The sequence below is a fragment of the Paenibacillus sp. LX16 genome (assembly GCF_036252815.1).
Lineage (GTDB): Bacteria > Bacillota > Bacilli > Paenibacillales > Paenibacillaceae > Paenibacillus > Paenibacillus polymyxa_B.
In genome coordinates, this window is the sequence record NZ_CP141152.1 from 2,589,929 (window position 1) to 2,611,035 (window position 21,107).

At 41.7% G+C, this 21,107-nt stretch carries 23 protein-coding genes; 19 read left to right on the top strand and 4 right to left on the bottom strand.

Going from position 1 to position 21,107, the window contains the following annotated elements; genetic code table 11:
* Positions 1–166: 166 nt before the first annotated feature.
* From T3H97_RS11675 to T3H97_RS11725, 11 genes are all read left to right on the top strand, one after another.
* Entirely contained in the window at positions 167–1,075 is a 909-nt protein-coding gene (locus T3H97_RS11675) for an ROK family protein (protein WP_103047530.1), read from the top strand.
* A 35-nt stretch (positions 1,076–1,110) separates the two neighbouring features.
* Complete coding sequence (locus T3H97_RS11680; protein WP_328802608.1) at positions 1,111–1,719, top strand: DUF1349 domain-containing protein; 609 nt, start codon at positions 1,111–1,113, stop codon at positions 1,717–1,719.
* Between the two features lie 209 nt (positions 1,720–1,928).
* Positions 1,929–3,344 carry a glycoside hydrolase family 1 protein gene (locus T3H97_RS11685; RefSeq protein WP_103047575.1) on the top strand — a complete coding sequence of 472 codons (1,416 nt, stop codon included), beginning with the start codon at positions 1,929–1,931 and terminating at the stop codon, positions 3,342–3,344.
* A gap of 306 nt (positions 3,345–3,650) precedes the next feature.
* Positions 3,651–4,031: a VOC family protein gene (locus T3H97_RS11690; protein WP_103047532.1), complete on the top strand. Its 381-nt coding sequence runs from the start codon at positions 3,651–3,653 to the stop codon at positions 4,029–4,031.
* A 99-nt stretch (positions 4,032–4,130) separates the two neighbouring features.
* Positions 4,131–4,718 carry a sugar O-acetyltransferase gene (locus tag T3H97_RS11695; protein ID WP_328802610.1) on the top strand — a complete coding sequence of 196 codons (588 nt, stop codon included), beginning with the start codon at positions 4,131–4,133 and terminating at the stop codon, positions 4,716–4,718.
* A gap of 154 nt (positions 4,719–4,872) precedes the next feature.
* Positions 4,873–5,424, top strand: a complete 552-nt coding sequence (yfcE, locus tag T3H97_RS11700) for a phosphodiesterase (protein WP_103047534.1) — start codon at positions 4,873–4,875, stop codon at positions 5,422–5,424.
* A 118-nt stretch (positions 5,425–5,542) separates the two neighbouring features.
* Entirely contained in the window at positions 5,543–6,574 is a 1,032-nt protein-coding gene (locus T3H97_RS11705; protein WP_103047535.1) for an agmatine deiminase family protein, read from the top strand.
* A gap of 29 nt (positions 6,575–6,603) precedes the next feature.
* Entirely contained in the window at positions 6,604–7,479 is an 876-nt protein-coding gene (aguB, locus tag T3H97_RS11710) for an N-carbamoylputrescine amidase (RefSeq protein WP_025721082.1), read from the top strand.
* Between the two features lie 141 nt (positions 7,480–7,620).
* On the top strand, positions 7,621–8,151 hold the full coding sequence (locus T3H97_RS11715; RefSeq protein WP_103047536.1) for a hypothetical protein: 531 nt from the start codon (positions 7,621–7,623) through the stop codon (positions 8,149–8,151).
* A gap of 281 nt (positions 8,152–8,432) precedes the next feature.
* Entirely contained in the window at positions 8,433–10,454 is a 2,022-nt protein-coding gene (locus T3H97_RS11720) for an NAD(P)/FAD-dependent oxidoreductase (protein ID WP_328802611.1), read from the top strand.
* 183 nt (positions 10,455–10,637) lie between these two features.
* Positions 10,638–11,558, top strand: coding sequence for an aminoglycoside phosphotransferase family protein (locus tag T3H97_RS11725; RefSeq protein WP_328802612.1), 921 nt, complete (start codon positions 10,638–10,640; stop codon positions 11,556–11,558).
* Between the two features lie 48 nt (positions 11,559–11,606).
* Here T3H97_RS11725 and T3H97_RS11730 read toward each other — a convergent pair whose 3' ends face one another.
* Entirely contained in the window at positions 11,607–12,038 is a 432-nt protein-coding gene (locus tag T3H97_RS11730; protein WP_328802613.1) for a hypothetical protein, read from the bottom strand.
* Between the two features lie 179 nt (positions 12,039–12,217).
* On the opposite strand from T3H97_RS11730, the gene T3H97_RS11735 reads away from it, so the two are divergent.
* The 4 genes from T3H97_RS11735 (at position 12,218) to T3H97_RS11750 (ending at position 15,845) form a co-directional block, all read left to right on the top strand.
* Positions 12,218–12,667 carry an Imm63 family immunity protein gene (locus tag T3H97_RS11735; RefSeq protein ID WP_328802614.1) on the top strand — a complete coding sequence of 150 codons (450 nt, stop codon included), beginning with the start codon at positions 12,218–12,220 and terminating at the stop codon, positions 12,665–12,667.
* Between the two features lie 131 nt (positions 12,668–12,798).
* Positions 12,799–13,782, top strand: coding sequence for an ABC transporter substrate-binding protein (locus T3H97_RS11740; RefSeq protein ID WP_328802615.1), 984 nt, complete (start codon positions 12,799–12,801; stop codon positions 13,780–13,782).
* A gap of 33 nt (positions 13,783–13,815) precedes the next feature.
* A complete protein-coding gene (locus T3H97_RS11745) occupies positions 13,816–14,841 on the top strand; it encodes a FecCD family ABC transporter permease (RefSeq protein ID WP_190299240.1) in 1,026 nt (341 codons plus the stop codon).
* Positions 14,838–15,845: a FecCD family ABC transporter permease gene (locus tag T3H97_RS11750; RefSeq protein WP_328802616.1), complete on the top strand. Its 1,008-nt coding sequence runs from the start codon at positions 14,838–14,840 to the stop codon at positions 15,843–15,845. The genes T3H97_RS11745 and T3H97_RS11750 overlap by 4 nt, the downstream gene beginning before the upstream one ends.
* Positions 15,846–15,909: 64 nt before the next feature.
* Here the strand turns inward: T3H97_RS11750 and T3H97_RS11755 are convergent, their stop codons facing one another.
* Complete coding sequence (locus T3H97_RS11755) at positions 15,910–16,344, bottom strand: VOC family protein (protein ID WP_328802617.1); 435 nt, start codon at positions 16,342–16,344, stop codon at positions 15,910–15,912.
* 210 nt (positions 16,345–16,554) lie between these two features.
* Between T3H97_RS11755 and T3H97_RS11760 the strand changes: the two genes are divergently transcribed.
* The 3 genes from T3H97_RS11760 (at position 16,555) to T3H97_RS11770 (ending at position 19,001) form a co-directional block, all read left to right on the top strand.
* The gene (locus T3H97_RS11760; protein ID WP_328802618.1) at positions 16,555–16,767 is read left to right on the top strand and encodes a DUF3934 family protein; all 213 of its coding nucleotides are present in this window, start codon (positions 16,555–16,557) and stop codon (positions 16,765–16,767) included.
* 99 nt (positions 16,768–16,866) lie between these two features.
* On the top strand, positions 16,867–17,559 hold the full coding sequence (locus T3H97_RS11765) for a pseudouridine synthase (protein WP_328802619.1): 693 nt from the start codon (positions 16,867–16,869) through the stop codon (positions 17,557–17,559).
* A gap of 599 nt (positions 17,560–18,158) precedes the next feature.
* Positions 18,159–19,001 (top strand): alpha/beta fold macrolide esterase, encoded by an 843-nt coding sequence (locus T3H97_RS11770; RefSeq protein WP_328802620.1) that lies wholly within the window; start codon positions 18,159–18,161, stop codon positions 18,999–19,001.
* Positions 19,002–19,317: 316 nt separating this feature from the next.
* Here the strand turns inward: T3H97_RS11770 and T3H97_RS11775 are convergent, their stop codons facing one another.
* The gene (locus T3H97_RS11775; RefSeq protein WP_328802890.1) at positions 19,318–19,668 is read right to left on the bottom strand and encodes a Rossmann-fold NAD(P)-binding domain-containing protein; all 351 of its coding nucleotides are present in this window, start codon (positions 19,666–19,668) and stop codon (positions 19,318–19,320) included.
* Positions 19,592–20,038: an SDR family oxidoreductase gene (locus T3H97_RS11780; protein WP_328802621.1), complete on the bottom strand. Its 447-nt coding sequence runs from the start codon at positions 20,036–20,038 to the stop codon at positions 19,592–19,594. The genes T3H97_RS11775 and T3H97_RS11780 overlap by 77 nt, the downstream gene beginning before the upstream one ends.
* 170 nt (positions 20,039–20,208) lie before the next feature.
* On the opposite strand from T3H97_RS11780, the gene T3H97_RS11785 reads away from it, so the two are divergent.
* Entirely contained in the window at positions 20,209–21,045 is an 837-nt protein-coding gene (locus T3H97_RS11785) for a MerR family transcriptional regulator (RefSeq protein WP_328802622.1), read from the top strand.
* Positions 21,046–21,107 lie beyond the last annotated feature (62 nt).

Below are 21,107 nucleotides of genomic sequence, written 5' to 3' on the forward strand. Positions count from 1 at the left end.
ATTATAAACCTTTTAATAAATACTGGAAAAGGAGTGTATTCAAATACAACCAGTCTCCAATAATACCATTCGGGTTAAACAAATTAATGTAGAGTTAGTTAAAAACACACTGAAATCCAAGGAATATGCAACCAAGTCATCCATAGCCAGTATCACAGGTCTTAGTGTGGCAACCTGCGGAAATATTCTAAATGAGCTTCTTCAAACCGGGGAAGTATTAGAGACGGAATTGGAAGAGTCGAACGGCGGACGTCCAGCTAGACGGTACAAATATAACGCTGATTATTCTTATATTATCTGTTTAAATGTGAAAACGGAAGGCGGTATACATTCTCTTACTTATGCTGTAGCCAATTTGCTTGGTGATATCATCATCGAGAATACTTCCATAGTTCCCCATATTGATTATGAGGTCATAGAAACCCAAATTGGAGAGCTGATTAATAACTATGGAAACGTCAAAGCCATTGGGATTGGCATCCCTGGGGTTGTTCATCAAGGGATTATCGATGTTTGTGATCTCGACCTGCTCATAGGAGTCCCTGTAGGTCCACGACTTCAAGATAAATACGGATTAGAAGTAACCATTGAAAATGATATGCATTTGACAGTCTACGGATTTTATAACATGCAGAATTATGATGAGGATAAAACCTTTGCTATTGTTACGTTTCCCAAGGACAATTTCCCGGGAGCGGGTTTTATTGTCGACGGACATTTGTTAAAAGGAAATACCAAGTTTGCGGGGGAGGTGTCCTTCTTACCCTTTGATTTAACAAGAGAGGAACAGCTTAAACAGTTAAATAGCACAGAGGGATTTGTTCCTCTGGCGATCCAAACGATAACTTCCATTATTGCGATTATAGACCCTGTATCTATCGCTTTGACTGGAGAGTTATCCAAGCCGACTCTGTTGGACGATATTTATAACGGCTGTCTAAAAGATGTACCCAAAGAACATATGCCCGAGATTTTTGTGAAAAACGACACGCATGATGAATACATGTATGGGTTGATTTCGGTGACCCTTGAAAGTCTGACGTACAATTTGCAATTGGTGGAGAAAAGGAAATAGGACATCGTTCAATAAAGCATGAGAGGATGAGATTAATGACTCAAAAATCGATTGCATGGACTACAGGGACATGGACTAATCACCCTGTATCATCCATAGAAGAAGACCAGTTTCTTAAAGTTGAAACCAGAGAAGGAAGCGACTACTGGGAAAAAACTTTGTATGGATTTGAACGCAGTAGCGGACATTCTCTGCTTACAGACTGGGAAGAAGGCTCTGCCATCGAAGTCACGTTTCAATTAGGCTCATTTACGGAGCTTTACGACCAAGCCGGTATTATGTTGTATCAAGGACAGCAAAAGTGGATTAAAGGTGGGATTGAATTAAATGACGGAATTCCTCAATTAGCTGTCGTAGTCACAGATGGCTATTCCGATTGGTCATTAGCTCCTGTACCTGAGTGGGTAGGGAAAAATGTCACGATTCGTGCTTCACAGCTACAGGATGCAGTTATCATTAGAGCCCGAACCGAAAATCAAAGCTGGCGCACCGTACGTGTAGCACGTTTTCCTTATGAAACCGGACAACAGGCGGGTCCTTTTGCCTGCGCGCCGACTCGAGCCGGCTTTCAGGTTATCTTTACACGTTGGGTAAGCACTGAACCAGATAGAGATATTCATGTAGATCCGCCAATTAAAGAATAGTCATCTTACTCAATAATAGAAGAGCTGTAAATATGGGATTACTTATTGGAGATAATACAGTTATAAGCTCTAGAAGTTTTTTAAATAATACTTGACATGAAACGCGTTACAAACCTTAAGATTCATTTAGAAGTACTTATAACACATTAGCATAGAGGTAACGTATTTCTATCTAGTTAATGAAAAACATCAGCAAAGGCGGAGAAAATATGAGTACACAGTTTCCAAAAGATTTCCTGTGGGGCGGAGCAGTTGCTGCTAATCAGCTCGAAGGCGCTTATCAAGAAGATGGAAAAGGCTGGTCCATTCAGGATGTAACTCCTCGTGGTGGTTGGGGGCCCGTTACGGATGTACCAACAGAAGATAACATGAAATTGATCGGTATTGATTTTTATCATCATTATAAAGAAGATATCAAACTTTTCGCGGAAATGGGCTTCAAAGTATTCCGTACTTCTATCGCATGGTCACGTATTTTCCCTAAAGGTGACGAACTGGAGCCTAACGAAAAAGGCTTGCAATTTTATGATGATTTGTTTGATGAACTTCACAAATATGGAATTGAGCCACTCGTTACATTATCTCACTATGAAACACCTTTACATTTGTCCAGAGAATACGATGGTTGGGTAAACCGTAAGCTTGTTGATTTTTATGAGCGCTATGCTACAACTGTATTTAATCGCTACAAAGATAAAGTTAAATACTGGTTGACTTTCAATGAAATCAACTCCATTCTTGAAGCACCATTCATGAGTGGAGGAATTAGCACACCAAAAGATCAACTTAGTGAGCAAGATCTTTATCAAGCTATTCACCATGAGCTTGTAGCGAGTGCAAGAGCGGTAAAAATCGGTCATCAGATCAACCCTGATTTCAAAATTGGCTGTATGGTGCTGAGTATGCCTACTTATCCGCTGACACCTAATCCAGACGATGTGATTGCTGCGATGGAATTTGATCACAGAAACATGGCATTTGCCGATATTCACGCAAGAGGTCAATACCCAGGTTACATGAAACGTTTCTTTAAAGAAAACGGAATTTCTATTCACTTTGAACCAGGTGATGCCGAAGATTTGAAGCATACCGTTGATTTTATCTCGTTCAGCTATTATATGAGTACTTGTGAGACAGCTGACGAAGCTAAAAAAGTCAAAGGTGAGGGTAACATCCTTGGTGGTGTCATCAATCCGCATCTCGAGGCAAGTGAGTGGGGCTGGCAAATTGATCCGCAAGGTCTGCGTTATGTCCTGAATACGTTCTATGATCGCTTCCAAAAACCATTGTTCATCGTTGAAAATGGCCTGGGCGCCGTTGATGAACTGATCACGAATGAAAAAGGCGAAAAAACGGTTGAGGATGACTACCGAATCAACTACCTGAATGATCATTTGGTTCAAGTTGGAGAAGCTATTGAGGACGGAGTAGAGGTTTTGGGCTATACGTCTTGGGGATGTATTGACCTTGTCAGCGCATCGACCGCTCAGCTTAAAAAACGTTATGGCTACATTTACGTAGACCGTCATGATGATGGCAGCGGTACACTTGAAAGATTTCCGAAGAAATCGTTCCATTGGTACAAAGAAGTTATTGCTACGAACGGTGAAAGCTTGAAACGTTAATTTATAAATAAACCAGTGATTAAGTATTAAAGGCTTATAGATAGCGACCGCTTCTTCTCTTTTACGAAGCGGTCGCTAATTTTTTAGGGGTATTAGCAACCGAATTACAAGCTGAAGACGAAAGAGCTTTCATGAATGATTCGTAAGCGTTATTTATTGATAATTGATGATAAATAGATTGGACAAAAATGAAGTACTGAGATATATTAATACTTATTAAAACATTAATAATAACTAAAATAAAAAATTGAGTCCAGTATAAATTAATGATTTTTTAATGATGAGGGCTGCAGAAGGAGGAAAATAATGAAGATTGAACATGTAGCGATCTGGGTGAGAGACTTAGAAAAGATGAAAAGCTTTTACGAGCAATATTTTGATGGAAAATCTAACGATAAATATTATAACGCTACAAAAGGATTTGAGTCCTATTTTATCACCTTTGAGGATGGAGCAAGGTTAGAGGTTATGCGTAAAACGGGAGTAGATCATTCACCACAGATAAATATTACGGGCTGGGCTCATGTGGCATTTTCCGTTGGAAGTAAAGAACTGGTGAATGAAAAGACAGAGCAGCTCATGCATGCAGGATATGAAGTAGTGGGCCAGCCAAGATTGACAGGTGACGGCTATTATGAAAGCGTAATTAAAGATCCAGAAGGTAATTTGGTGGAAATTTCAATGTGAGTAGCTTTCCAGTTCTGAAGAGTGAGCATGTAGAATCCTACAATGAAGCTTTAAAAGAAATCTGAGTTCTGTATCTAAATAAGCAAAGCGAGGATGGCTATGACAGAAAAAGAAAAATCACAACTAGGACTTCTATACAATGCTAATTATGATGAAGAGTTGATTGAAGAACGTTTATACGCCAAAAGTCTCTGCCACGAATATAATCAGCTTCATCCTAGAAATATCGAAGAACGAGAAACACTCATCAAAACTTTACTTGGGAAGACAACTGATAGATTCTCGATTGAGCAACCTTTCGTGTGTGACTATGGCTATAACATTGAAATAGGTGAAAATTTCTATAGTAACCATAATACGATCATGCTTGATGGGGCAAAAATCGTTTTCGGTGATCATGTGTTTATTGCTCCTAACTGCGGATTTTATACTGCGGGTCATCCTCTTGATGTAGCACAACGTAATGAGGGATTGGAGATTGCTTTTCCTATTACAGTTGGCAATAATGTGTGGATCGGTGGTAATGTCAGCGTTCTGCCTGGTGTTACTATAGGCGATAACTCCATTATCGGTGCAGGAAGTGTTGTTACCAAAGATATCCCTTCTGGTGTGATCGCTGCTGGAAACCCATGTAAGGTAATCCGTAAAATCACCGAAGATGATAAGACCAAGTACAAAAGGAACTAATAATAAACTACAGCTCACTCGGAGCTGTAGTTTATTGTCTTAAAAGAGTGTTACCAAACAAAAGAACAATTTTGCACAGATTTGTTCAGGGAATAATGCAATAATGTACTTAAGTGGAATATTTTTTAGCCTATTCAGAAAGGAAAGAACAATCATGAAATTGATGTTTATATCAGATATTCACGGCTCATTACACTGGTTGCAATTGGCACTGGAAAAGTACAGGGAGGAGAAAGCCGATCGTCTTGTTCTGCTCGGAGATTATATGTACCACGGACCACGTAATCCGTTACCAGAAGGGTATAATCCGGCAGAAGTGGCAGCTCTGCTGAATAAGTACAAGTCCCATATTGCGGTTTCTGTGCGCGGAAATTGCGATGCAGAGGTGGACCAGATGCTACTGGAGTTTCCTATGATGGGTGATTATGCTTTGTTGCACCATGAAGGACGGAGAATCTATGTCACGCACGGACATGGCTTTAGTATCGGAAATTTACCACCACTGGAAGCGGGAGATGTGTTCATCCAGGGACATACTCATATTCCGGTAGCAGATGTGGAAAATGGGATCTTTATACTGAACCCCGGTTCGATCTCGCTGCCAAAAGAAAACTATCCATCCTCTTACGGTGTGCTGGAGGGAGCACAATTCACTGTGAAGGATTTTGATGGGAATACGGTGAAAGCAATCACGTTTTCGAAGTAATTTATTCCAATGTAACTGTAAATTATTAAAACTTTTCCGCTTCGATTGAGACAAAGATCATATTATTGTATGATAGGAGCGGAGTCTACATTATGAAAAAGAAAGAGAGCTTCAATACATGCAAATTAAGGATTCACATTATAAGATGCCGCCTGAATGGGCGCCACATGAACGCACGTATATTTCTTGGCCTGTAAAATCTTCAATGGTTTACCCGAATATGCATGCTGATGTATGCAAGGGGTATGCCGGAATTGTACGCGCCATGGCGGAATTTGAACCAGTTACTGTGGTCGTAAATCCGGATGATCTGGAGAGCGTTAAGGCGCTTGAACTTGGGGAACGGGTAGAACTGCTGCCGATTGAGCACAGCGATGCGTGGCTGCGTGACAACGGCCCTACTTTTCTCACAGACGAGCATGGTCAATTGGCAGGTGTAAACTGGAAGTTTAACGCCTGGGGCGGCAAATACGCTCCATGGGATCTAGATGACCAGGTTGCGCCGCACATTTTGGACCAACTTGGAGTTCCACGGTTTGATGCACCGCTTGTGATGGAGGGCGGCTCACTGCACGTAGACGGCGAAGGCACACTGATTACAACCGAAGAGTGTTTGCTCAATCCCAACCGAAATCCGGAATTAAGCAGAGAAGAAATTGAACGGTATGTATGTGAGTATACAGGTGTCGAGAAAATAATATGGCTAAAACGTGGTCTTAGTGGCGACGAAACAGATGGTCATGTGGACAATATTGCTTGTTTTGCAGCTCCTGGCAAGGTCATTATGCAAGTATGTGATGATCCTGAGGATGAAAATTACGAAATCACGCAGGAAAATCTGCGCATTCTGGAGCAAGCAACGGATGCCCAAGGCCGTAAGCTGGAAGTGATTCGGATCGGTCAGCCTCCGCGCGTGGATTATGAAGATAGCCGATTGACACTGAGCTATATTAACTTCTACTTTGTGAATGGCGGCATTATTTTGCCGGTGTTTGGCGGTACTGCCGCTAAGAGCGATCTTGCAGCTGAGCAAGTGCTGGCAAATGTATTTCCAGATCGCATCATTCGGACTGTAGACGGTATGGCGGTCATCCGTGAAGGCGGTAACGTACACTGTACGACCCAGCAGATGCCTGCTTTAAAGCGTTGAACGATACAACATCTAAAAGGAGGACTAAAGTGAGAAAAGTAAAAGTGGCAGCGACTCAAATGAGCTGCTCTACCAATATCGAAGAAAATATAAGCAAAGCAGAGAAGCTAGTACGTGAAGCGGCTGCGCAGGGCGCACAAATTATTTTGCTACAGGAGTTGTTCGAGACTCCATATTTCTGTCAGAAGGAAAAGTCTGATTATTATTCGTATGCAACTGAGCTGGAGCACAACAAGGCGGTTAACCATTTTAAGAAGATCGCTAAAGAATTACAGGTTGTGCTGCCCATCAGTTTTTATGAAAAGAAAAACTACGCGCGTTACAACAGTCTTGCTGTCATTGACGCAGACGGTGAAGTGTTGGGTAAATACCGCAAAAGCCATATTCCGGACGGTCCTGGGTATGAGGAAAAATTTTATTTTAATCCGGGCGATACCGGTTTTAAAGTATGGAATACACGTTATGCCAAAATTGGGGTAGGCGTGTGCTGGGATCAATGGTATCCTGAGGCGGCCCGCTGTATGGCGCTCATGGGTGCAGAACTTTTGTTCTATCCGACAGCTATTGGCTCGGAACCGCAGGATTCTGCCATTGATTCCAAAGATCACTGGCAGACCTGCATGCTGGGTCATGCTGCTTCCAATCTGATTCCAGTCATTGCTTCCAATCGGATCGGAACTGAAACAGACGAGGACTCCAGTATTACATTCTACGGTTCATCCTTTATTGCCGGGCATCAAGGTAACAAGATCGCAGAAGCGGGTCGTACCGATGAGGAAGTGCTTACTGCTGAATTTGACCTGGATGAGCTGGAAGTAGGACGGATTGAATGGGGCATTTTCCGTGACCGTCGTCCTGAACTGTACAATATGATTGCCACCTATGATGGTGATTTAAAAGTCTAATCTGTATACGAATAGACAAGTCTCCCTTGACGTCAAGCTGAGGTGTTTCCTTTCATTGGACTCACCCGGCTTTTCGGGCAGGGGATTTTTGGTTTCTGAATGGAATACTTCTAGTGATGGATAGGAGGAAGGAAAATAGCAATGAGGCGTAAGGGTATAGACCAATCGCTCGCACAGTTCACAACTTCGACAGAAGAAGATCAAGAGTGGGAATACTCGCGTGAAAGAGATATGGCTATTCTGGGATTGTGGGATGAATACACATTATCTGCTCAGCGTTTATGTGAACAAATGGCTACCGAAACCCACCAAATCAGACCTTCTGAGTATGATCCGTTCCCAACTCAGTTTGAATGGCTGAAACAGGAAGAAACAGACTTGATTATTGATGGAATATGGTCAGCTGATTTGCATGGTGATCATTGTCTGTTTATGAATATTGGGGAGCATCACCCAGAACGGCATACATCTATTGAGGCTTGTATTTACGATACCCAGGTGATCGACGAAGGATTTTTTCTTAAATATCTGAACACCTCTCCTAAAGCCACAGCCTACGTACCTTTATTCAGAAAAAATGGATATGCCACAATGTGTGGGCTGCTGGACAGATATGTTAGGGAAGGGATTATGGAGCGTGTACCCAACGGTTTTAAAAGAACGGATCGGTAGGTGGGTCCGGAATATAAGCATGATTTTTTCACACAAAAGGAACATTCCTCACAGGATTGTTCCTTTTTATGTCTAAATCCAGTTAATCTATAGACTGAAACTATGATTCTCTACATAAAATAGCATTAGAATTTATGGATTAGATGATATAAAATCAAGTCATAAGGAATGATCGTACTCAATAACATCTCGATATTCCCGAAAGTGAAAAAAATCACATATGTGAATGCTTTAATGGAAACTTGAGCATGAAATTTGTAAACTCGCAAGGAGGAAGAACAATGAACCACTATCCTGCTATCTTTGAACCTCTAACCATACGACGCATGACCTTGAAAAATCGAATTGTTATGCCCCCGATGGGAACTAACTTTGCTGCCATGGACGGAAGCTTTGTTCAGGATCATATTGACTATTACGTGCAACGGGCCAAAGGTGGTACCGGCTTGATAACAGTAGAAAATGTTTGTCTGGATTTCCCGATGGGTACAAACGGAACAACCCAGTTGCGTATGGATAACGATCAGTTTATTCCCGGACTGTTTAGATTAACAGAAGCCCTGCACTCTTATGGAGCTTGTGTTTCTGTACAAATTAACCATGCGGGTGCTTCGGCTTATGCGGGACGACTGAACGGAGTTCAGCCTGTATCTTCTTCGAATATTCCTTCTAAAAAGGGCGGAGCGACTCCAAGACCTTTGCAAAAAGAAGAAATTTACGCCATTGTGCGCAAATATGGAGAAGCAGCGGGAAGAGCGCAACGAGCAGGATTTGACTGTGTTGAAATTCATGCGGGACACTCCTACTTGCTGAGTCAGTTTCTTTCGCCGATGTATAATAAACGTACGGATGAATTTGGCGGCAGCGCAGAAAACCGTACCCGTTTTGCCAGATTAGTCATTGATGAAATTCGTTCAGTGGTGGGCCCATTTTTCCCTATTTGCTTACGTTTTAGCGCGGAAGAGTTCACAGAAGGTGGGAACACACTGGAAGATACACTCGAGTTATTGGAGTATCTTAATGATGAGGTAGATATTCTGAACGTATCTGCTGCTCTGAATGATTCTATCCAGTTCCAGATTGACGGGATGAACTTGCCGGATGGTTGGCGCTCATATATGGCCAAAGCAGTAAAAGAAAAATTCGGGAAGGTCACGATGACCTCAGGTAATATTCGGAACCCACTGGTTGCGCAGGACATTTTGGAGAGAGGTGACGCTGATCTTCTGGCTATGGGTAGAGGCTTGATTGCAGAACCGAACTGGGTGCTTAAAGTGCAAAACGGCTACGAACATTTGCTTAGAAAATGTATCTCTTGCAACATTGGTTGTGCGGATCATCGTATCTCCAAAAGTAAACCGATTTGCTGTACGGTAAATCCGGATCTCTTCAAGGAAGCTGAATACCGGAAACAACGTGTAAAAAACAACGTTCAAGTTGTTGTGATCGGTGGGGGTACCGCTGGGATGGAAGCAGCATGTACGGCAGCTGAAGTAGGCTGCAAAGTAACCCTCTTCGAGGAGAAACCAGAGTTGGGCGGCTTGGCTCGTGATATTGCCCGCTTGCCAGACAAAACACGCATCAATGATTTCCCTGATTATCTGATTCAGCGCACCAAACAGTTAACCAATCTGAACATTGTAACAGGGACCCGAGCCGATCTGGCGATGATTAGTGCCCTGAATCCTGATATTATTGTCAATGCGACGGGAGCCACACCACTTCTTCCGCCCATTGCAGGTTTGCATGAGCAACTGGGCAAACCGGGCACAAAAGTGTTCTCCATCTTTGATCTTTTGCACAACATGGAGAAATTCCAGGATTTCGAAGGTAAACGTATTGCTGTAGTTGGTGGCGGAGCTGTGGGACTGGATGTCGTCGAATATTACGCAGAGCGTGGAGCACAAGAGGTTTCCATCATTGAGATGATGCCGCTACTGGGTAAAGACCTGGATATGATTACTCGCATTTCCATGATGAAAATGGTAGAGGAGCGGGAAGTGAACGTCCATACGGAAACAGCTTTGACAGAAGTGTGTAGCGACCGCTTCAAAGTAAAGCATGGAGAACAGGAGTTTGAGATTCCTTTTGATCTTGGATTCGTATGCTTGGGTATGCGTTCATACAGTCCGCTGATGGACAGCTTGCTCGAATATGGTAAAGAACATCAAGTAGAAGTTATTAATATCGGGGATAGTAAACAAGCTCGTCGTATTATTGATGGCACACGTGAAGGTCGCAATATTCTGAAAACCATTCAACGGGTAGACGAATTTAAACATGAATTTTCTTATTCTTACTGATTACAAGTGATGGGTGTTCACGATGGCAACTCAGTGAATATTGAGGTTGATGAGACAGATTGTCTTTTCAGCCTTTTTTATTTGAGTTTTTCCTGGAAGAAGATTGATTCCTCTGTCATTACAAAGGTAAACTATGGAAAGCATATATAGTAAGTAAGGTTATTTTAACGTGGGGGGATGAGCGTGAATCAACTCTTTAGTGAAATACCGGGTGCCAGCAGGTGGAGCAACGTGGAAGAGATTCATAAAGGCTGGTCCAGTGACAAAAAATATTATATTCAAACCACTGGCGGTAAGGACTTGCTGTTAAGAATGGCGGATATGACTCATTATGATAAAAGGAAACGCGAGTTTGAAGCTGTGAAAAAGCTGAATCACGTGGAGAGTCTGTTCATGTCCCGGCCGCTTGGATTTGGGCTTTGTAATAATGGTCAATCTGTGTATTCCCTGTTCACCTGGATCGACGGGAAAGATGCTGAAGAGATTATTCCCACGTTAACCGCAGCACAACAGTATCGACTCGGAGTTCAAGCAGGAGATGCATTGAAAAAAATGCATGAGATTCATGCGGAGCAAGATCGAGTCCCATGGGCTGAACATTATAATGCCAAAATCAACAGATATATTACAAACTATAAGTCATGCGGTATTCCCCTAAAGGGAGCAGATCAAGCCATAAGCTTTATTGAGCAAAACCGTCAGCTATTAGAAAAACGTCCCCAGACTTTTCAACATGGGGATTATCATGTGGGCAATATGGTGGTTACCCCATCCGGTGAACTGGGTATCATCGATTTTAATAGAATGGATTATGGTGATCCTTGGGAGGAATTCAATAGAATTACCTGGTGTGCAGCATTAAGTCCTTTATTCGCTTCGGGCCGTATCCACGGTTATTTTAATAACAAAGTACCTGATTTATTTTTTAGATTAATGGCTCTGTATATTGCAAGCAATCAGCTCTCATCGATTCACTGGGCCATTCCATTTGGCAAAAAAGAGGTAGACGATATGGTGCAACGAGCTGAAGAGGTTTTGGAAGCGTATGATTACTTTCAAACCTATATACCGAAATGGTATGTGCCCAGTTACTGCGACTTGTAAAAGCGAAGACCGCCGCTCCTGGGGAGTGACGGTTTTTTTAGCATTCTATTATTGTTTCTTAATCTTATACGCAAATTCCCAAACGGCTTGATGACCTGAGTAACGTCCACGGTTTTCAGTAACCGTCACTTTTAGCTTAACGGTAGAACCTTTGGCAGAAACAGAGGAGACCTTTACATTTTTGGTGGCTTCGCCTTCATCAGGAATTTTGTCTTGTTCCTCAGCGTACGCATACAGCTTTATGCTGCCATTCGATTTGACCTTCACCTTTACGCTGTTACCTTCACTAATGGATTGACCTGCCACCTGGGCAGCAATGGCCCATTCGTTGCCTACGTGATCGTTGGATACCAAGGTTGCTTGTTGAAACGTAACAATATACGTTGATGTTGCTGAAGCTGCGAGCGCGTACGTTCCATTGAACATCAGGGATATCACTACCAATAGAATAGCCGATGCTTTCGTCCATACTCTATTCATTCGCCTGTCTCCTTCAGTTGGATATATTGAGGGAAATCCCTCTATTCTAATTATCGTTTGCAACAAACAAAATTGTTAACGGTTGGTAAAAAAAGAGTTTTCCTTCTTATTGCATCACTTGTGATCTAATATAACTATGACTTGAATTTATTTAGTAGAGAAAGGGAAGGGAAAATCTGATGAAAAAAATATACAGCGAACAGGAAATCATAGATATGACTATTAAACTGCTTGAACAAACTTCGATATATGAAGAACAGTATGAGCAATATGTACAACGACCTTTCCGTACGGATTTTTATGATGATCTGAGCCCGTATGTGCAAGTGGGCAAGCGGGGTTATACGCTCCAGATGTATGAAAGAGGCATACAGATGCTGAACAAGCTTACGAAAGATGTAGAGGATGTGATTTATTGGATCATCGAAGATACAATTCACATCATTGCTCATCTGAATCTGCTTCGCAAATATAAAGTGGACAACATAAATACTCATTTAAAATATACTAAGGAGATCATGAAGGAGCTGACAACTGCAATGAACAAAGCATTTTATGAAATTGGAGGAATCTATCAGGAATGGCATGAAGCGAATAGAAGAGGAGCACTGGAGAACCCATTAAAGTAAAACAAAAAATTAAAGAAACAGTTGACAATCAGTGAGGTAAAATTTACAATTTTATATTAGTGATAATGATTATCAGTATCATTAATTTTAAGTATATTTTGCACTTACTATATTTAAAGGAGATTTACAACATGCATCGTATGATGAACAAGAAATTCCACATGATTTTATGTGCGCTATTCGTAATGATTTTCGTTATTTCAGGTTGTGGGAATGCTGGCAGTTCCTCTGATTCATCTGCTAAACCCGCGTCCTCCACGAAGGAAGAGGTAAGTAGTGATTCTGATACGCGTACAGTCTCTACGGTAAAAGGAGACGTGAAGGTGCCCACTAATCCTCGACGGGTAGTCGTGAACTGGTATGTTGGCGATATATTTACACTAGGGATTAAACCAGCGGCAGTAATGGGCTGGAAGCAAGAAACGATGCCTTTTTACGATAAGTTTAACGACATCCCCAATATTGAAAAGTGGGAAACTGAGGAAATTATGAAGTATGATCCTGATCTCATCATTACATATGATACAAAGGATTATGATAAGCTCTCTAAAATTGCGCCTGTTCTTGTGATACCTGAGGATAAAATGACCTCCCTAGAACGTTTGAAATTTCTTGGTCAGGCCACAGGACATGAAGCAGAAGCAGACAAAGTGATTTCACTGTTTGAAAGCAAGTTGAGTCAGGCCAAAGAAAAACTAAATTCCGAGATATTCAAGGACAAAACGTTTAGCATTTTCGAGGACTGGGGCAGTGGCTCCTACGGAATTTATTATGAAACAGGCTCACGTGGAGGAACGTTGCTTTACAATTATCTTGGGCTTCACAAACCGGAAAAGCTCAACACATTGGTTAAAAACTCCGGAGAGAGTCGAGGTTCTTTATCCTACGAGGTAGCTGCTGAATACTTTGGAGATTATGTCCTTTGGTTTAAGCAGGAAGGCAAGGAATCCGAATATGCGAAGACAAAAATCTGGAGCAGTATTCCAGCCGTTAAAAACGGACATATCATCGAAATTCCAGCGAAATATGCAGGACTGTTCTATTATTCGGACGTTGCTAGTATGACGGGACAGCTAGATTATATTACTAGCAAATTGCTAGAACAGACGAAGTAACGATGCATAATTGACCAACTAAGGGTGTAATCGATGTCAACTCACAAAGAACCAAATAAAAAAGGAATATTTCATTTTGTAAGCTACATGATCGTGGGCGTGTTCCTGCTCTTGGTGGTTACCGCAGCATCTATTACCTTTGGTGCTGCGGAAATGAGCTTGAAGCTGGCATGGGGGGCTATATTTCAGTTTGATCCCAATATTACGGAACATCAAATTATTCACACCTTGCGTTTTCCGCGCACTGTGGCAGATATCATTGTGGGGTGCAGCTTGGCTGTGTGTGGGGCGATTATGCAGGGAACCACTCGTAATCCACTAGCGGATTCGGGACTCATTGGTATAAGTTCAGGCTCGACATTTGCTATTGCGTTATGTATGGCCTTTTTGCCTGGTCGCACCTACGGGGAAACCATGCTGTATTCTTGCCTAGGTGCAGCAATTACTACAGGCATTACGTATTACATCGCATCTATAGGCAAGCGAGGCATGACGCCTCAGCGACTGGTGCTGGCAGGAATGTCCATCTCCATGCTTTTTGGTGCGTTTAGTACGTTTATCGCTATTAAGTATGAGATTGGCCAAGCCCTTGATTACTGGTCTGCTGGTGGTACAGCCAGTGCCAAGTGGGGTGAATTAGCTTTCATTGCGCCACTGTTTGTAGTGGGTTTGGTCTGTGCCATTGCGCTTTCTCCCTCGATTACAATTCTGAGCTTCGGGGAGGATGTAGCATCAGGCTTGGGCATTCGTGCCAATAGGATTAAGCTGTTTTCAACCTTAATTGTATTAATTTTAACGGGGTTATCGGTTATTGTGGTCGGTCCTGTTGGCTTCGTGGGTTTGATCGTGCCACACATTATGCGCCATCTGGTCGGAACGGATTATCGATATATTATCCCGGCCTCAGCTTTGTATGGAGCAGTCTTTCTGTTGGCGGCGGATTTACTCGGACGACTGATCAATCGCCCTCACGAAACGCCCCTTGGCATTATTTTTGCCTTGGTGGGTGTACCCTATTTTCTCTACCTTGTGCGCAAGCAGAGGAGGGAGTTTAGTTGAAACTGTCCCGTAATACCAGGGGGATTAGCATTATTTTACTGTTAGTAGTGCTGACGCTGCTAGTGGCTGTACTCAGTATGAATGTTGGGAAAATGAACCTTTCTCCACTCGAAGTTTTCAAGGTCATCATGGGCGAAGGAACGAGCAAACAGAACCTGATCGTGTTTGACTTTCGACTGCCACGTATTGTGCTTTCTATATTGGTAGGTATTGGCATGGGGATATCAGGCTGTATTATGCAGAGCTTGCTCAAAAACGACATGGCCAGTCCGGGAACACTCGGCATCAGCTCAGGCTCAGGGTTATTTGTACTTATGTATATTACGTTGTTCGCTAGTGAAGGATTGCTATCGCCTATTCTTCTTCCTGGGCTGGCTTTTGCAGGCGGCCTTACGGCAGCATTTTTGATTTTTATGTTTGCTTTCAGGCGGGGAAGAGACATCTCGCCTACAGGCTTAATTTTAACCGGTGTCGCTATGGGCAGTGGCTACAGCGCATTATCTCTGATGTTGACACTCCGGCTAGATAAGCAACAGTATGACTTTGCTTTGAGATGGCAGGCTGGAGACCTGTGGGGGGACGACTGGAGCTATATTATGGTGCTGCTCCCGTGGGTACTTATCATCTGTTTTTACGTTTTTTACAGGTCGAACACACTCAATACGTTGAATTTGGGAAATCAGACAGCATCGGGGCTCGGCGTAGCAATTAAAAGGGAGTTTATCGGCTTGACGATTGCTGCCGTTGCGCTTGCTTCAGGTAGCGTGGCACTTGGCGGAAATTTCTTTTTTGTAGGCATGGTCAGCCCCCATCTAGCGCGCAAGCTAGTAGGGCCCAATCATAAGCTATTGCTACCTACGACGGCATTAGTTGGTGCACTCGTCATTTTGATTGCTGACACAATTACTCGGACGATCAGTTTTGGGGCAGATATTCCAACCGGAATTATTATCACCATACTGGTCACCCCTTATTTCCTTTACTTGCTGTCAAAAGCCAGTTAAATGCACGATAAATGAAGAGACGCTAACCCATATCCATGCAAAATATGGCTGGGTTAACGTTTTTTTATTGTTCTTTGGGCGATTCTTCAATGTCATAGCTCAATTGCCACTCAATTCCGAATTTATCTTTAAGGCTACCGTAACATTTACTCCAGAATGTTTCTTGAAGTTCCATGCTTACGGTTCCTCCTTCTTTTAACTTATGAAAGTACGATCGAATTTTCTCTTCGTCCTTATTGACGATGGCGAGGCTGATGTTGTTTCCGGCTACGAAAGGCATACCAGGAAAAACGTCTGAAAACATGACATTACTACCATCAATTTGAAGCCGAGTATGCATGACCAAATTTTTGGCTTCTTCTGGTAGAGGATAATCGGGATTGGGCGGTGCTTCACCAAACGTCATGATTTGTGGTTTCTCAGTCCCAAAAGTATCTGCGTAAAACTCCGCTGCTTCACGACAGTTTCCATTAAAGTTAAGATAAACATCAACAGACATGTGTTTCACTCCTTCAAGAATCATTATTTTTCCATACTATACGACCTTATTTCATTATTTACCTGCATACAAACAAAAATACAATAAGATCCGTTTTGCGAAAGTATTTGCGGCTTAACATGTTCAATTTTTAAAACAAATGGGCATTATGATCAAAGTAATGGTATGATAGCTTAGTTAAATCTGAACGACTAGTAATGGAGTGATCATATGGGTGGAAAAAGCAAGGGCGGCGGGACCGGCAGAGGTACAGGTAGTAAGGGCTGGACACGCTGGAACAAAACTGCGAAGCCAGTAAGGACAAAAAGCGCTTCTACAAGCGCTCCGGGAAGCAAAGCGGCAGGTGGCACAAAAGGCGGCGCTGCCAAACCAACAAGGAATAAAAGCGGCGGCAACAGTAGCAAATCAGCCGGGAAAGTATAAGTTGTCGTAAACGTCGAACATCTGATTAAGCAAGAACAATCAGGTGTTTTTTAATTATTTTCCTTAAACTCGCATATTATAATCAGAAGCAGGTGGATCGTGAGAATTAACAAGTACATAAGTGAGACAGGATTTTGCTCACGTCGGGAAACCAACAGGCTGATTGCAGCAGGACGAATTACGATTAATGGAAATGTTTGTGAAGCGGGCGCGGAAGTAGAGCCACAGGATATCGTGCTGATTGATGGAGAAGCTATTCCGCTTAATTCCAGTGAACCTGTATATTTGGCTCTGAATAAGCCTATAGGCATTGTTTGTACCGCAGCGGAACAGGTGGCAGGTAATATTATTAGTTATGTTAACTATCCTTCGCGGATTTTTGCCATCGGCAGGCTGGACAAAGCGTCAGAGGGACTCATTCTATTAACCAACGATGGAAGCATTGTCAATCAAATGATGCGTTCCGAGCATGGTCATGAGAAGGAATATGTGGTGACGGTAGACAAGCCTGTTACAGATGAATTTACACAGACCATGTCTCGCGGCGTTGAAATATTGAACGTCATTACCAAACCATGCAAGGTTGATCGTACAAGCGAGTACGAGTTCCGCATTATTTTGACACAGGGTCTAAACCTGCAAATTCGCAGAATGTGCAAGGCTTTGGGTTACAGGGTGCTAAAGCTGGAGCGTGTTCGAATTATGAATATTACCTTGGATCATCTGGACCGTGGGCAATGGAGACATCTTGAGAAGGAGGAACTGGAGTTGCTTCTTTCTAAGTTGAAATGATGGATACAACGAAAGTTTATTTGAGGACAGTATGTTCATTACGGCCAACGCAATTTTAGTGATACTTTTTACGTAATTTCAACGAGCCGCCTACCTTACCCACCAGCCATAGCACAATAGGAAACACGATACCGAAAATCATGGCGTAAAAAGGCCATACTGAAAAAACTTGATTAAAAATTGCATATTTGGCCAAATAGAATGAACCATTGCCCATGCGATTAGGATCAGAGGAACGAAGAGAGAGTTAGCGCTTCGAAGACGAAAAGCATCTGCAAGCCCTTGCGCTGAAACATATAAAAGCAGTCTTGGATAAGGGGAATTTTGATATAGCAAACAGCGTGAAAGAAGCCAATTGTGTGTCTATTCTCTTTCTTGAAGGCTTTGTATGATGAGGACAAATACGTTATCAGGGAAAGTACCAGCGAAGCTGATACCACCCGCAAAGTAGAAGTAATTACATAGGGGGACTTTTATTTTGTTAAAACATCCGTTTGACTACGGAAAACACTAAAATCTATAGCTGGGCCTAGTCAGGACTAGCCGAAGGGTGACTACGAAGGGTACAATACCTATATCATTGAGGGGAGGAATTCTACATGAACGAACAACTCATAAAAAGCGATGGAATAGAAATTTGTACTGACAGTTTCGGAAAGCGAGTTAACCCGGCAATATTACTGATTATGGGGGCTCAATCCTCACTGATCTGGTGGGAGGAAGAATTCTGCCAGCGTTTAGCAGATACAGGTCGCTTTGTCATTCGCTATGATAACCGAGATGTTGGACGTTCTACAACCTATGAACCTGGGCAACCAGACTATACTTTCGAAGACATGGCTGATGATGCTATTCGAGTATTGGATGCTTATAAGATTGAGCAAGCGCATATCGTAGGGATGTCCATGGGCGGCATGCTGACTCAAATGATAGCTCTGCGACATCCAGGCAGAGTTCTAACCATTACCCTTTTAGCAACGTCCAATTTTGCTCCCGATCTTCCACCGATGAAGGAAAAGGTTATGGACTATTTCTCGAATATGGGAGCAATAGATTGGACGAACGAACAATCGGTGGTCGATTTTGTGATAGGTAGATCAAGAATTCTAGTAGGTTCAAAACACGCTTTCGATGAGAATAAAGTTTATAAATTAGCAAAAGAAGAATGGAAAAGAAGCAACAATATAGCCAGTATGAGCAATCACGCAATGCTGTCAGGTGGAGAATCCTATCTTGCTAGGACAGGGGAAATAACCATCCCTGCTCTGGTGATTCACGGTACTGAAGATCCGATTATCCCTTATGAACACGGAATAAATCTTGCTAACGAAATTCCATGTGCAGTTTTACTGACATTGGAAGGTGCCGGGCATGAGCTTCACTATGACGACTGGGATTTAATAATCGATTCTATCTCAAATCACACTTCGATACCCAATTAAGTCAACTGATGTGTAGGATAGTTGAATAAAACAGTGGCAGTCTAAGACTTTATTTTTCGCCCATGGCTGCTGCTGTTTCTATTACTTGGCTCAGTATAATGTAGTGTTGTGCTTAGGGAAATGGGCTATCTTGCAGGAAACATGACCTATCGTTTTTTTCTTCGCTTTTCCCCGTTCAACTAACGTTTTCCGTTAGGTAATTAGCAAAACACATAAGGGGTTATACAAAATAATGCTTGTTTTCAATAACCCATTGAGTAAATGTTCTGGTTGGCTTGCCTGTAACTTGTTCTACTGTCGGTAGAACTGTATAGGCTCATTTAGGAGGGTTTTTCCCCATCTCTATAATAAAGTATTCAATAAATTCATTGTCATAGCCTTTGCTTTTCCAATCTTGTTTTACTTGTTCTTCTGTAATTTCAACAAGATCAATGTATTTATCTATAACTACAGAAATTTGTTTAACCATACTTCTTGGAGACAATGCTTCTGGTCCTGTCAAATCATATGTCCGCTTATCATGGCCTTCTTCTGTTAGTGCCTTTACTGCGACATCAGCGATATCAGCTTCATGAATTCTAGCGCTTAAACTATCGGGGAAAGCTGTACGAATAAGTCCTTCTTTTTGGATTGATTCTGTCCAACCACTGTAAAGTGAATTTTTCATAAATTCCACTGGCTTTAATAAAGTCCATTCCGCTATTTTTAATAAAGTCCTCAATTGGGTTCCCTTCAAAATCTATCAGGGCTACAATTCTTGCAACATTAGCTTGTTTTGCCATCTGAATAATTCTTTTGTTTTTTATAAATTTTTCGTCCGTTTGTTCACTCTGAGTGATCAGAAACAAGCTATTTATAGTTTGGAGATGTGCTTTTATAGTTTCGGGAATATCAAGATCACCTAGAACTACTTGTGCTCCTTTAGGCAAGTTGCTTTCCTTCCTCGATAATGCCTTTACTTCTATATCTTTTGCAAGTAGTTGTTCAACCATATGACTTCCCACACTGCCTGTTGCTCCTGTAACTAGAACTTTCATTTCCTTATATCCTCCCAAGATTAATTATTTAGGTATTACTAAATTGCCAAGTAGCCTTCTTCGTAATATCCGCTGCAATTCGATTAGATACTCCTCATGGTCTACTGCTATTTGAAGGTTACTTGGTTATAATAAAGTGTGGTGTAACACCATAGTCAAGGAGGGATTTCATGGAGAATAATGTTCAAACTCATTTAACGTCAGGACAATTTGCAAAAGTGATGGGTATTAGCAAGGATACTTTATTTCACTATGATCGACTTGGAATTCTTTCTCCTGAATTTAAAGCTGAAAATGGGTATAGATATTATTCGATTAATCAAATTGATGTTTTTAAAGTGATTTCAATACTTAAAGAATTAGAAATGCCATTAAAAGAGATGAAAGAGTATTTAAATAAAAGGTCACCTCAGGAGCTCATTGTCCTACTTGGGAAAGAAGAGGCAATGCTGAATTCAAAAATTAAACAACTGCAAAAAATGAAAAGTATAATATCAGAGAAGAAACGAATTACCCAAGCAGCAACTGAGATCATTTCAACTGATATTATTATTGAGGAAAAAAAGGAGGAGTTTTTAGTAGTAACAGAGGCTGATCCTTACACAAATGATAAAAGCATTTACGATTCTATGATAAAACACGAAAAGTACTTGAACATTTATAGTATTGATGCTTCCCATACAGTAGGCTGGATGAGAGATACTAAAAGAGTCTTAGCAAATGAAACATTCAATTATGATTATCTTTTTACTAGAGTTAGTAAAAAATCAAATTATTCAAATTTTAAGCGAGAAAAAGGAACATATTTAATCGCGTACCATACAGAAGGATACTCGAGCGTATGTGACACTTATGATCGAATAATAAATTATGCTAAAGATAAGAGCATAGAATTACAGGGATTTTTTTATGAGGATGTTTTGTTAGATGATCTTTCAGTTAGAGGTTATGAAGAGTATTTAATTAAGATCTCTGTTCAAATTTTAACCATCCATGCATCCCAATAAAACAGCTTCCTCGCTGTAGTGAATGCCTAATGTTTGTTGAGCCGTACTTACTACTATTAATT

Excerpts from the sequence above, each read along its gene's own strand:
- T3H97_RS11680 (WP_328802608.1), top strand. The coding sequence starts at position 1,111 with ATGACTCAAAAATCGATTGCATGGACTACAGGGACATGGACTAATCAC.
- T3H97_RS11685 (WP_103047575.1), top strand. The coding sequence starts at position 1,929 with ATGAGTACACAGTTTCCAAAAGATTTCCTGTGGGGCGGAGCAGTTGCT.
- T3H97_RS11690 (WP_103047532.1), top strand. The coding sequence starts at position 3,651 with ATGAAGATTGAACATGTAGCGATCTGGGTGAGAGACTTAGAAAAGATG.
- T3H97_RS11695 (WP_328802610.1), top strand. The coding sequence starts at position 4,131 with ATGACAGAAAAAGAAAAATCACAACTAGGACTTCTATACAATGCTAAT.
- yfcE (WP_103047534.1), top strand. The coding sequence starts at position 4,873 with ATGAAATTGATGTTTATATCAGATATTCACGGCTCATTACACTGGTTG.
- T3H97_RS11705 (WP_103047535.1), top strand. The coding sequence starts at position 5,543 with ATGCAAATTAAGGATTCACATTATAAGATGCCGCCTGAATGGGCGCCA.
- T3H97_RS11715 (WP_103047536.1), top strand. The coding sequence starts at position 7,621 with ATGAGGCGTAAGGGTATAGACCAATCGCTCGCACAGTTCACAACTTCG.
- T3H97_RS11720 (WP_328802611.1), top strand. The coding sequence starts at position 8,433 with ATGAACCACTATCCTGCTATCTTTGAACCTCTAACCATACGACGCATG.
- T3H97_RS11730 (WP_328802613.1), bottom strand. The coding sequence starts at position 12,038 with ATGAATAGAGTATGGACGAAAGCATCGGCTATTCTATTGGTAGTGATA.
- T3H97_RS11735 (WP_328802614.1), top strand. The coding sequence starts at position 12,218 with ATGAAAAAAATATACAGCGAACAGGAAATCATAGATATGACTATTAAA.
- T3H97_RS11740 (WP_328802615.1), top strand. The coding sequence starts at position 12,799 with ATGCATCGTATGATGAACAAGAAATTCCACATGATTTTATGTGCGCTA.
- T3H97_RS11745 (WP_190299240.1), top strand. The coding sequence starts at position 13,816 with ATGTCAACTCACAAAGAACCAAATAAAAAAGGAATATTTCATTTTGTA.
- T3H97_RS11755 (WP_328802617.1), bottom strand. The coding sequence starts at position 16,344 with ATGTCTGTTGATGTTTATCTTAACTTTAATGGAAACTGTCGTGAAGCA.
- T3H97_RS11760 (WP_328802618.1), top strand. The coding sequence starts at position 16,555 with ATGGGTGGAAAAAGCAAGGGCGGCGGGACCGGCAGAGGTACAGGTAGT.
- T3H97_RS11770 (WP_328802620.1), top strand. The coding sequence starts at position 18,159 with ATGAACGAACAACTCATAAAAAGCGATGGAATAGAAATTTGTACTGAC.
- T3H97_RS11775 (WP_328802890.1), bottom strand. The coding sequence starts at position 19,668 with ATGAAAAATTCACTTTACAGTGGTTGGACAGAATCAATCCAAAAAGAA.
- T3H97_RS11780 (WP_328802621.1), bottom strand. The coding sequence starts at position 20,038 with ATGAAAGTTCTAGTTACAGGAGCAACAGGCAGTGTGGGAAGTCATATG.
- T3H97_RS11785 (WP_328802622.1), top strand. The coding sequence starts at position 20,209 with ATGGAGAATAATGTTCAAACTCATTTAACGTCAGGACAATTTGCAAAA.